Below are 11,813 nucleotides of genomic sequence, written 5' to 3' on the forward strand. Positions count from 1 at the left end.
CCTTGAATATCGTCTTACTGTGTTGACATCGTGCTATCCTTGATCACGAACGGACCACTCGGATGAAGTATTGTATAATCACTGAAATCCTGGTTAGACTCCAGACCGGTACCATATAATGTGTCGGTTACTGTGCTGATACGCACGGGTTTGCTGGAAAGGAACTTCTGCACCTTTGAATCCCAGTTTAACTCCTCACAGTCAAGCCGCTCTCCCTTCTTATTGATAACGACTACGTGATCTTTCAGGAAGATGTTTGACTCATTCTCAAAGTATTTGCCATACCGGGCAGTCAATGTACTTTCTACGCCCAGTGAATCATTGAAAAACAATACTTTCAATCCTGTATTGAACTCGACATATACAGGTGGCTTCAGGTGCCTGACCATTGTCGGCGCCGTCAGCTTCGCTTTTACGCGGCCCGTCTGGCTATACATAGATTCAATGTCTTTCCCCTCCTCTACAGCAGTGGCCTGCTTGTCCATATCCATAATGGCATTAATGTCATTTTCACAGGAAACCATTACCACAAGAGAAAAAAGCAACGCAATACGCGCTATCATGTTATTCATAATATAAATGAATGAATGCCATATGGGCATTTTCAGACTCAAATGTAGACAATCCCCGGCAAAGAGAAATGTAGTCCATACGAACTACGCCTCTCCGGTAGTCAGGTTCCTGAAATGCCCGTTCAGCTTTACCCGGTCCTTTAACCGCTCCATCTCTGCCATTAACGGAATTACCTTCAATAAGTGCCGCTTGAGATATTCCAGCCGCTGCAGCTCCTGGAAAAGGTGCAGGAACTCATATTCCTCCGTCAGTGAAAGCCCGACATGATGCGCCATATCATATGATTGCAGCTCTTCATCTGCTTTCTTAAAACTCTTACTGATCTGCAGAATATTATGCAACTCCCTCATCGCGTGGAGCGCCTGCGCGTGCAAACGGGCATTGCTTGCCAGCGAATTATCAGGATAGGTCACGATCGCTCCGGCAAACATCTTATCAGGGATGCTTTTGATCACCTCCAGGATCCGGAATACCTTAATACCGCGCGTCACTACATCCAGTTCCCCATTGTCATAGGTCTTCTCTACCCTGACAATTTCAACCAGTGTACCGTATTCCGCGACTCTCTTATCCATCACCACCGGAATACCGAAAGGCTTGTTCTCAGCGATACATTCTTTTATAAGCTGTTTATACCTTGGCTCGAAAATATGCAGGTTCAGCTGCTCGTCCGGGTACACAACAATGCCAAGTGGAAATATGGGAATAAAATTGGTCATACAAACCTAAATTATAGAATTACTCGTTACCAATGAAATATATAAGGATGTTATCTATATTTGCCCGAATGCTGAACAGCTGTCGTGTACCGGCCTGTAAAGTCCTCAGCATCACGCTAAATATTTTCCATGCATCATATATTGTTTGATTGCGAGACGATGAAATATGCCAATACAGGACTCTACGAGTATTGTAAACAATTTGGCCATGCACTGCTTCGCAACAAGGCAGACGACGAGAAAATAACCTATTATGTTCCGCCCGGTCTGAAAGGTTTCTTTGGTGTTGAACACCAGTACATCACGATCAATAAACTACACCGGTTAATAATGCCTTCCTTCTCCTACCTGGATGTATGGCATACCTCATTTCAATCCACACACTACAGACCGTCTAATAAGAATATCGGGCATGTACTGACGATACACGATCTGAACTTTATTCATGAAAAAAAGAACCCAAAAAAGGTCGCTTCTTTTCTTAAAAAAGTACAGAAAAATATCGACCGTGCTGATCATGTCGTTACTATTTCCAAATTCGTACTGGAAGATGTAAAACGCCATCTTGATCTGCGCAACAAACCTGCCAGTGTGATATATAACGGTGGCGTACTGGAGACATTCCCGGACTTTGATGCACCGGACTACCGGCCGCAGCGCCCTTTTATCTTTAATATCGGTAGTATAGATGCGAAAAAAAATGCGCATGTTCTACCACCATTACTGCAGGGCAATGATTATGAACTGGTCATCGCAGGACCCGTATTCGATGAAGAATATAAAAATAAGATCCTGTCTGCTGCCGAACAGTACGGCGTTGCTGATCGGGTGAAAGTACTGGGCAGTATTTCGAATAAAAGCAGGTACTGGTACTATCATCACTGTACAGCATTTGCATTCCCTTCACTGGCAGAAGGATTCGGACTTCCTGTTGTGGAGGCATTGAGTGAAGGCAAACCCTGCTTCCTTTCTGACAGAACAAGCCTGCCCGAAGTAGGTGGTCCACTGTGCTACTATTTTCATGAGTTCACAGATACAGTCATGCAAAAAACATTTACGGAAGGCATGGCACACTTTAATGCTACGCAACCAATAGCTGCAATGAAAGAACGTGCTGCATCTCTAAACCTGGATAACACCGCTAAACATTACCTGCAGATATACCGTGGTCTGTACTAACATATTCATATGCATCGCATCGGCTTAGACTTCGAAAAACTCAAATATCCACATAACGGCCTGTATACCTTTTGTATGCAGCTTGGACAACGGTTGCTGCAGTTCAAAACGGCAGATGAACAACTGCTTTACTATCTGCCTGCAACATTTGACAACTATAAAGGAGACTATACCAAAATACCTTACAAATGGTATGACCGCTATGCCTTCAACCCACCACAAATGGATATATGGCATGCGGTGCATCAGTCGGGTAACGTGTGGCCCAGGAAGAAAGCAAAGAAAACGGTGCTTACTATTCATGACCTGAACTTTCTGTTTGAGCCAAATAAAAGTGAACGCGAAAAGAAACGTTCGCTCGACATTATACAAAAGCAGGTAGATGAAACAGATCGTATTGTGGCGATCTCCGAGTTCACGCTGAAAACTATTCACGAACAATTACACATACCAGCCGATAAATGCAGCATCATCTATCAGGGTTCTGAAATAAAGGAGTTTCCCGGCTTTGATGCGCCACAGTACAGACCTGCGGTGCCATTTCTTTTCTCTATCGGAATGATATTACCGAAAAAGAATTTCCATGTGTTACCGAGGCTCCTTGAACATAACGACTACGAACTGCTAATAGCAGGAAAAACACAGGGCGACTATCATAAAAAAATAGAAGAGGAAGCTGCCAAATATGGCGTAAGTGGCCGCGTAAAAATGCTGGGGAGTATTACAGATGAAGAGAAATATTGGTACTATAAAAACTGTGCTGCCTTTATGTTCCCTTCTGTAGCTGAAGGATTCGGAGCACCTGTGGTAGAGGCAATGCACTTCGGCAAACCAGTATTCCTTTCAGATAAAACAAGCCTGCCTGAAATAGGAGGGGACTCCGCATATTATTTCAAACAGTTTGACAATGAACATATGCGTAATATATTTGAAGAAGGTATGCAACATTACGCCGCTGTTCAACCTGCAGAGAAGATCAGACAACATGCTGTAAAATTCAGCTGGGATACCAATGCCCGGAAATATATGGAACTATACAGAAGTCTGTATTGATAGCAAAAGGCAACCGGCAATATCAGCGTTTCATCACTGCTCCTGCCGGTTGTTTTAGATGATCTTGTAGTTCCTGTAGTCAAACAAACGCTTACCTGTTATCTTCTCTATCCAATACAGCACGTTGTCCTTAAATGAAAATTTCTTTCTGCTGATATCGTGCGAGAACTGCCAGTTCTTTTTATTAATACGTTCCTGCATAACCGCCGGATGTGTACCTTTGAACACCGCCAAAGAATCTACTTCACCATAGTCAAATGCGGCAGCAGAAACAGGCCCCTTCGCTTCTCCATCATTAGAACCATGATACATCTGAAAAGAGTTGTTCACTTTCTGTGCCTGCACCTGCGGATCTTTCACCCAGCCATAATGATACATACGTGCATTGATCGGTTTCACATGTAGCTTCTGATCTTCTTTCCTGAAGCCCTGTGCGTCGCGGTAAGAAGAAATACGTTTATCATTACGGATGATCCTGATCTCATGCTGATACCATGTTCTTGAATCGCCGATGTAATCATAGCTACCAAAGAAATGAGTGTATTTAAACAATAATCCTTCTACTCTTTTATCATCACGATACTTCTGCATAGCACCACGGATGGCATCATGATCCTGCTCGTGTACAACCTCATCTGCCTGTATATAAAAGGCCCAGTCTGCATCCGCACTTACATGTGCATAAGCTTTATCAGTTTCCACCGCCAGTACACGTCCGCCTTCTTTAAGGGAATCATCCCATACAGAATGGAAGATCTTTATCTTAGGAGAGCCTATTGATTGTATCAGTTCCAGTGTACCATCATCACCGTTTCCCACACTAACGATCACTTCGTCACATAATGGCAGAATCGATTGTATCGATGCCACTACGGGATAATCATATTTAACGGCATTCCTGACAAAGGTGAACCCGGATACTTTCATATAGCAGATATATATTGTTTGCGAAGATATATAATCATTATGAATTGTTTAATTTCGGCGCATGCATCAACCCCTTCTAACCGCTTTACTGAATGGAGATATCAAAGCCCTGGCAAGAAGTATTTCTCTTGTTGAGAATGAGGCTGCAGGTTATGAACGTTTGCTGGAAGATATTCCCACTGCCGGTCATACCAGGGTGATTGGTGTCACCGGCCCGCCCGGTGCCGGTAAAAGCACACTGGTGAATGCGCTGATAACTTTTCTGCTGCAACAGGGTATGCGTATCGCCATTATTGCAGTAGACCCATCGTCTCCATTTAATTATGGCGCTTTGTTAGGCGACCGTATCAGAATGTCACAACACTTTGGCAATGACAATGTATTCATCCGCTCTATGGCCAGCAGGGGCGCATTAGGAGGACTAAGCCCGAAAATTATTGAAGTCAGTGACATCATAAAAGCAGCGCGGTATGATTATCTGTTTATCGAAACAGTTGGCGTAGGGCAGAGTGAAGTAGAAATAGCAGGCATTGCAGATACAACGGTTGTGGTGGTTGTACCGGAAGCGGGCGATGAGATACAAACAATGAAGGCAGGGCTGATGGAGATCGCAGATATCTTTGTTGTGAATAAAGCCGACAGGGATAGTGCGGATGAGTTTGTGAAGAACCTGCGTATACTGGCACATACCAGACAGAAAGAAAACTGGGAGATCCCTGTCCTGAAAACGATCGCTACGAAAGAAGAAGGGCTATCTGCACTGGTAGCCGCAATTGATGCGCACCAGCAGCAAACGACACTGGACAATACACATCATGCATTATTGCTGGCAGAAAAAGCATACCAGTTGTTACAACATCGCCGCATGAGAGATATAAGCCGCCGTACCCTCCAGCAACAGATTGCACAGGAACTTAATAACGGAACCTTTAACCTCTACCGCTTTATCAATACATTATAGCGTACCATACAGCCGGTTACAATCACTGTACCGCTGGCTGCAACACCTTTTTCCTTGCCAGCAGGAATACAACAGAATAAGCAGCCGTACAGGCACAGATCACGGGCAGTAAGGCATGCACAGCCTGCGTTGTTTCTATCGCGAAGAAGATAGCGGCAGGTAAGACCCTGTTTCCGGCAGCAAACATAGCAGCCATGCCTACCAGGGCAGCTACGGCAAAATTCAGGTGCAGAGCAGGGAAGGCAAATTGAAGTAAGAAAGTAATAAACAGTCCTGCTGCTCCTCCCGATATGACGAGTGGCGCCATGGTTCCCCCGGGAACACCACTTCCCACTGCAATGCTCATCAGTATCAGTTTCCCCAGGACCATTACCACCAGGAACTGCAATGTGATCTGCCCCAGTAATATACTATCAATATGGCTGTAGCCAGCACCTGTGAGGTCCGGGTTAAAATATCCGGCGACGCCCGTCACCACAGCTGCTATTACCGGCCACCATACCTTGCTGCCAGGCAGTTGCGCAAAAAGCCAGCGCATACCGTTTATCATCCTCTTGGCCAGGAGTGCCAGCAATGCGACAATGATGCCCGTAGCCGTATACCCCAGTAGCAACGGCAGATCTGCCGAAGGCACGTCCGGCATATCGAAAACTGCGTCCGTACCAATTAGCAGACGATGCAATAATACCCCGGTACCACCACCTAAGAGAACCACGGTAATGCCCAGCCATGTCATTTCGATCATCATTAATTCGATAGCCAGGGCAATAGCCATTAATGGGGCGCTGAACAGAAAGGCCACCCCTCCTGTCATAAATGCCGCTGCCAGTATACGCCTTTGCCGTACCGGCCAGTCTTCGCCCTCTGCGATGGAAAAGGGTAAATCAGACAAGGGACCTTCCAATCCCAGCGGAACACCCGCGCCGATCATTAAAAGCCCCTGGAAGGGCCTTAAAATGCCCTTTGTTTTGTCTCCCGCATATCGCAGCAACCAGGCTATGAACAGTGCTGTGATTACGGGCGTGATCAATATCAGCAGATCATGATCGTCCAGGTTCCGGGATACACCAGGCAGGTCGCAGTACGCGGGTATCATGTTCATGACCCCCATTAGCCCAAACACCAGGAGCGCAGCAGTGGCGGCCAGTAATACAGCATACAGGAACAATAACAATATTCTCCGGGCTTTCATCGGACCAGCTACGCCTGGCGCCATACCGGCCATATCCATAAATGGGATGCCTTGTTTCATAAATGCCCGGTAAATTGCTTTCATTAGAGTAAGTTTTAAATGTTCAATATACGTATATCTATGTAACACTGCACACTATCTTCCTAATGCGGGGTAGGAGAGGTGATGACCAATGAAGAAGAGGCAGATATAATTTGTGTACAAATTGTGTTAATTAGATGTTAACATAAAATAGCTGATCAACAACAAGTAGATAAAAATCATAATTTATTATATAATGACATTATTAAGATTAGTTTTATTACTACTTATTTAAGTTATCCATTTTAGCACTGGTAAACGAGATGTTAAATATTTGACCAGTTTTTTACCATTCCTACATTTGTGACATACCATTGATCCATTATTGATTTACATATTCTATGACCTAAAAGTATAGACTGCTATGGACGTTGCTATCTTTGACACCTACGTAAAACGCCGTGAAGGTGGCTATATGCACTTTGACATCATTGTATCTGCTGATACAAATTATGAGAACGTGCTAACCTTTGGAAATGCATATCTCAAATCAAAATCAATTGAAAAACAATCTGTCTCTTCCAGAGACTGTAGGTTCTGCCATGTACAGGAAATGATTCCCACCTGGGAGCAAAGTATCCGTCAGAATGGCTATCACATCTACGAAATGGAAGGCTGCAGGTAATGAAATATTTTTCCTAAACCGTATCCTAATAAGACGAAAAAAGGAGGTCCGGCGCATTGCCTGACCTCCTTCTGATTTATAATAACCTATACTTTTATGCTTCACGGCTACTTCTCCAATGCCTGAACACCATCAGTCCGATAATGATCAGCGGCGTCGCCGCCAGCATCAGGATACCATTATTCAGCCCTTTAGCCGGACCTTCACCCAGCTGCTGTGCTGTCTTGGTACAAAGAGAGCACTGCGCCATTACCTGGGCACTGAAGCATAAAATGATCGCTAAGATCTGCGCTGTCTTTTTCATACGGTAAAATTAAGCATTCTTGCCATTTACCCCATACCATTGATCAATCAATAGTAAGGAGAGATCATGATGTATACGATCACACCGGTCACTGCCACATAAAACCAGATAGGCCAGGTAATACGGGCAATTTTCCTATGTCTTACAATATCGTCCTGGAATCCACGCAGCAATGTAAACAGTACCATTGGAACAATCACGACAGCCAGTACGATATGCGTCAGCAGAATAAAATAATATACATACGCAATGCCACCCGCGGTTGCTTTCTCAGCTGCATCTACTATATTGTTATGATCAAGATCACCGAATTTGGTAGAAGGAACGAAGAAGTGATAGGTCACATAAGATATCAGGAATATCAGTGACAGTACGACTGCTATCAGGTTGGTCACTTTATGTGCTTTCACCTGTCCTTTCCTGATAAAGAACAGACTGCCTACCAGTAACACGGAAGTAGCCGAGTTCAGCACCGCGTGGAATAATGGTAATATATGTACATCGAATCCTGCCTCCATTTGTGGTCGTGGCAGATAGATGAGCAGTGCTACTACTATCGGGATCACGATGGAGATGATCGCGATAGGCAGGTTAAGGTTTTTGTTTTTTATATCCATAATATGATGTGATTTTCTTTAAAATGTGAAAAGTGAAATGTGAAAGCGCTTTCGGGCGTTATCACATTTCACTTTCCACATTTACATTCATTATTTAGGTATTTAGTACATACTTACGTATGCACTGGTTATTCCGTTGTTGAAAACAGTCTTTTTAATAATCCTGGTCTGTGTTTATCTTTTTCCAGGTGCAGGATCGCAATATCATTGGCACATCTGCGTACTGCGTTTGAATCCAGTCCGTCGTAATAACCTCTGATATTATGATTCTTGTCCAGCAGCACGAGTTTCTCGGTGTGAATAAAGTCGTCTGGTCCGCCGTCACCTTTTACTACACTAACAAACACCTCATTTCTCGCCCAGTCATAGATCTCTTTCTTAGCGCCGGTCAGCAACCACCAGTTATCCGGGTTGATGTCGTGCTTTACTCCATACATGCGCAGTGTCTCAGACGAATCTCTTTCCGGATCAACCGTCAATGACACCAGTTGTACCAGGGTATCATTCTTAATATAAGCGTGTTGGATCTTCTCGAGATTAGCCATCATACGCGGGCATATGCTGGGGCAGGAGGTGAAGAAGAAATTCACCACTATTACTTTTTCAGGAAGGTCTTTCAGACTTACCTGGCGTCCCATCTGGTTGGTGAGGGTAATATCTTTCACTACATGGAATGTGGTGTCGTAGGTAGTTTTCCCGTCTTTTACAATCGTATCTACTTTCTCAGGAATGTAGAAACGGGGAATGGGCACGACATTCTTACTGTAATGATCTACAATCAGGTATCCAGCCAATGGCACCAGTACTGCCAGCATCAATCCTATAAGTCCTCTCTTGGTAATGGCCTGAAGTTTTAAATTGTCAGATAAAAGTTACGCTTTACAAATACTGCTGTAAAGATACGGCAGGACCTGTAAAGCGTAATATATAAAGTTCATCTTAGTGATGTGCAGCTTCGTTGGTAACGTGTGTAGGAGTAGCTACAGGCGTACCGGGAGACAGGTCTTTACGCATGTTCTTCCAGGAATCACCATCTGCAAGGAAAGCGATGATAAACCATACGAACAACAGTAAAGGGATCAGGATGGTCATTATCAGGTTCTTTACTTCATGACGTAAGTGCATGAATTCAGCCACGATAAAGAATGCTTTCACTACTGTCAGACCTACGAAGAAGCTGTTCAGTGCCCATCTTGCGATGAACGCGTGTTCAAGATAAATGAATGCAACGCCTACCTCAACAACAGTGATACCTAATAATATCCAGAACGTTTTCCAGATACTTTTAGTGGATGAATCGTGAGCATGTTCTTCGTGTGCCGCTCCTGTATGTGTATGTTCCATTAGTTTTTTCTTTTTAAAATTCCAGATTACAAATACTTACCAACTTTTCTCTTAGAGCAGGTAGAAACAGGTGAATACGAATACCCAAACCAGATCCACAAAGTGCCAGTATAGACCTACTTTCTCTACCATTTCGTAATGGCCTCTTTCTTCATAAGTACCTTTCAGTACGTTAGCGAGGATGATACAGTTCAGCACAACACCGGAAGTTACGTGTAAACCGTGGAAACCAGTGATCGTAAAGAAGAAGTTAGTGAAGTTAGTTGAAGCAAGCGTTCCATCCACATTCAGGAAAGGATTACGACCCCACCATGCACCAGCTTCGTGTAAGTGTGTCCATTCCCATGCCTGACAAGCCAGGAATGCTGAACCACCGATAATGGTCCACACCATCCATTTAACAACTGCCTTGCGGTCTCTCATTTTACCAGCATGTACAGCCAGTACCATTGTTACGGAACTCATGATCAGGATGAAGGTCATCAAGCTCACGAATAACAGCGGCAAATTAGTGTGTCCCATACCAGGGAATGCGTGGAATACTTCATTAGGATCAGGCCAGGATGGGCTCATGAAGCGGATAGTACCATATGCTATCAGCAATGCACCAAAAGTAAAGGCATCTGACATCAGGAAGTACCACATCATCAACTTTCCGTAGCTCACATTAAAAGGAGAATGTCCCCCGGACCACCATTTTTTCTTCGCTGTAACTGCTGTATCCATTGTTTGTTTTGTAAATTAATTTTAAGAAAGTTTATCTGGCAATACTCAGAAATATTAACAGGTAAATCCACAACCCGTCCACAAAATGCCAATAAGTGGCGGCAACTTCTATAGGAACTGCACTATATGTACGGACCCTGGTACGGAAGGCTCTGCCAAACATGATCAGCAGCGCTGCAACACCACCCATTACGTGCAGGAGGTGCACACCCACGATCACATAAATGAATGAAACAGAAGCGGGACCATTCAGTCTGAGGCCACTCTCATTCATCTGTTTGAAACCTATCCACTGGCACACGGCAAAAGCTACACCCAATACAGCGGTCAGCGTGATCAGCTGTTTGTAACGCTGCATATTCCTGTTACGGAATTGCTTCACTGCCATCTGGATCGTCACACTGCTGGCAAGAATCACCAACGTAGATATCCAGAAGATAACCGGCAGATCGAAAGTGAACCAGTTTGCCTGCGCACGCTTTACAACATATGCACTCGTAAATCCGATGAACATCATGGTAATACTACCCATGGCTATCCAGAGAGAATACTTATGCGGATGTATTTTTTTTCGTTGTAAACTCATCGCGTCCATCACTCCTTGATTTCGAAATTAAAAGTGTTCAACTTTATCAAACAGTAATGCAAACTGCATTATCATAAGATAAATATAGGAACCGAACATAAGTTTACGCGCTGCAGGTACATCCGCTTTTCTATACAGGTTCACTGCCCTGTACACAAAAAACAATGTCACGAGCAACACGATGATCGCAGATATCGGCCCACTGATCTTCAGATAATAAGGCATTATGCCTGCTGGGATCAGTAACAGTGTGTAAAGCACTGCCTGTAATGCAATCAGCTTATTAGGTTCACCACTGGCAGGTAATAATTTGAATCCAGCTCTGGAGTAGTCCTTGTGTCCGATCCAGGCGATAGCCCAGAAGTGAGGGAACTGCCACAGGAACTGAATAGCAAATAACGCCCATCCGCCATCGCCAATCGCATTTGCACCACCAGCCCATCCGATGAGCAGTGGTAATGCCCCTGGTACTGCACCAACCAATACGGCCAGCGAGTTCCATTTTTTCCATGGTGTATAGACGAATCCATATAACACCAGGGAAAGCAGACTTAAACCTGCACAAAGCAGATTAAAGCCCCAGGCCAGGATAGCCACGCCGGATACTCCTGTAACAACAGCCAGAATAATAGCTTCTGTTTCAGACATCCGGCCGGCTGGCAAAGGACGTACAGCCGTACGTGCCATTAGTTTATCCGTTTCCTTTTCCAGTAACTGATTGATAGTATTGGCTGAGCCAGATACCAGCAACCCACCGGCAAATAAAATAAGAACTTTTACCAGATCAAACCCAACGTTCGGCACCAGCAGATAACCCACCACGCTTGAAAACACTACCATGATGGTAAGATTAAACTTCATCAACTGAGAATAATCCCTCACCTTACTGGCTACTGCATACGATGTCGACAACTTTATCGAGTTTT

At 44.3% G+C, this 11,813-nt stretch carries 15 protein-coding genes; 4 read left to right on the forward strand and 11 right to left on the reverse strand.

The window, feature by feature from the left end:
• Positions 1–14 precede the first annotated feature (14 nt).
• Complete coding sequence (lptC, locus tag GWR21_RS18185; RefSeq protein WP_162333123.1) at positions 15–572, reverse strand: LPS export ABC transporter periplasmic protein LptC; 558 nt, start codon at positions 570–572, stop codon at positions 15–17.
• A gap of 84 nt (positions 573–656) precedes the next feature.
• Positions 657–1,292, reverse strand: coding sequence for an LON peptidase substrate-binding domain-containing protein (locus tag GWR21_RS18190; RefSeq protein ID WP_162333124.1), 636 nt, complete (start codon positions 1,290–1,292; stop codon positions 657–659).
• Between the two features lie 129 nt (positions 1,293–1,421).
• Here GWR21_RS18190 and GWR21_RS18195 point away from each other — a divergent pair, with 129 nt between their 5' ends.
• Positions 1,422–2,471, forward strand: a complete 1,050-nt coding sequence (locus GWR21_RS18195) for a glycosyltransferase family 4 protein (RefSeq protein ID WP_162333125.1) — start codon at positions 1,422–1,424, stop codon at positions 2,469–2,471.
• A gap of 9 nt (positions 2,472–2,480) precedes the next feature.
• Positions 2,481–3,524 carry a glycosyltransferase family 4 protein gene (locus GWR21_RS18200; protein ID WP_162333126.1) on the forward strand — a complete coding sequence of 348 codons (1,044 nt, stop codon included), beginning with the start codon at positions 2,481–2,483 and terminating at the stop codon, positions 3,522–3,524.
• A gap of 54 nt (positions 3,525–3,578) precedes the next feature.
• Here the strand turns inward: GWR21_RS18200 and GWR21_RS18205 are convergent, their stop codons facing one another.
• Entirely contained in the window at positions 3,579–4,451 is an 873-nt protein-coding gene (locus GWR21_RS18205; RefSeq protein ID WP_162333127.1) for a glycosyltransferase family protein, read from the reverse strand.
• 61 nt (positions 4,452–4,512) lie between these two features.
• On the opposite strand from GWR21_RS18205, the gene meaB reads away from it, so the two are divergent.
• The gene (gene meaB, locus GWR21_RS18210; protein ID WP_162333128.1) at positions 4,513–5,412 is read left to right on the forward strand and encodes a methylmalonyl Co-A mutase-associated GTPase MeaB; all 900 of its coding nucleotides are present in this window, start codon (positions 4,513–4,515) and stop codon (positions 5,410–5,412) included.
• Between the two features lie 22 nt (positions 5,413–5,434).
• Here the strand turns inward: meaB and GWR21_RS18215 are convergent, their stop codons facing one another.
• On the reverse strand, positions 5,435–6,688 hold the full coding sequence (locus tag GWR21_RS18215; RefSeq protein ID WP_162333129.1) for a chloride channel protein: 1,254 nt from the start codon (positions 6,686–6,688) through the stop codon (positions 5,435–5,437).
• A 361-nt stretch (positions 6,689–7,049) separates the two neighbouring features.
• Here GWR21_RS18215 and GWR21_RS18220 point away from each other — a divergent pair, with 361 nt between their 5' ends.
• Positions 7,050–7,310: a DUF2024 family protein gene (locus tag GWR21_RS18220; RefSeq protein ID WP_162333130.1), complete on the forward strand. Its 261-nt coding sequence runs from the start codon at positions 7,050–7,052 to the stop codon at positions 7,308–7,310.
• A 94-nt stretch (positions 7,311–7,404) separates the two neighbouring features.
• Here GWR21_RS18220 and GWR21_RS18225 read toward each other — a convergent pair whose 3' ends face one another.
• The 7 genes from GWR21_RS18225 to cyoE form a co-directional block, all read right to left on the reverse strand.
• Positions 7,405–7,614, reverse strand: a complete 210-nt coding sequence (locus GWR21_RS18225) for a hypothetical protein (protein ID WP_162333131.1) — start codon at positions 7,612–7,614, stop codon at positions 7,405–7,407.
• Between the two features lie 47 nt (positions 7,615–7,661).
• Entirely contained in the window at positions 7,662–8,231 is a 570-nt protein-coding gene (locus tag GWR21_RS18230) for a DUF420 domain-containing protein (protein WP_162333132.1), read from the reverse strand.
• Positions 8,232–8,359: 128 nt separating this feature from the next.
• The gene (locus tag GWR21_RS18235) at positions 8,360–9,046 is read right to left on the reverse strand and encodes an SCO family protein (RefSeq protein ID WP_162333133.1); all 687 of its coding nucleotides are present in this window, start codon (positions 9,044–9,046) and stop codon (positions 8,360–8,362) included.
• 124 nt (positions 9,047–9,170) lie between these two features.
• Positions 9,171–9,575: a cytochrome C oxidase subunit IV family protein gene (locus GWR21_RS18240; protein ID WP_162333134.1), complete on the reverse strand. Its 405-nt coding sequence runs from the start codon at positions 9,573–9,575 to the stop codon at positions 9,171–9,173.
• Between the two features lie 51 nt (positions 9,576–9,626).
• The gene (locus tag GWR21_RS18245; protein WP_162333135.1) at positions 9,627–10,301 is read right to left on the reverse strand and encodes a cytochrome c oxidase subunit 3; all 675 of its coding nucleotides are present in this window, start codon (positions 10,299–10,301) and stop codon (positions 9,627–9,629) included.
• A 31-nt stretch (positions 10,302–10,332) separates the two neighbouring features.
• A complete protein-coding gene (locus GWR21_RS18250) occupies positions 10,333–10,896 on the reverse strand; it encodes a cytochrome c oxidase subunit 3 (RefSeq protein ID WP_162333136.1) in 564 nt (187 codons plus the stop codon).
• An 18-nt stretch (positions 10,897–10,914) separates the two neighbouring features.
• Complete coding sequence (cyoE, locus tag GWR21_RS18255) at positions 10,915–11,799, reverse strand: heme o synthase (protein ID WP_238429866.1); 885 nt, start codon at positions 11,797–11,799, stop codon at positions 10,915–10,917.
• Positions 11,800–11,813: the final 14 nt, after the last annotated feature.

The sequence above is a fragment of the Chitinophaga agri genome (assembly GCF_010093065.1).
GTDB classification, from domain to species: Bacteria; Bacteroidota; Bacteroidia; order Chitinophagales; family Chitinophagaceae; genus Chitinophaga; species Chitinophaga agri.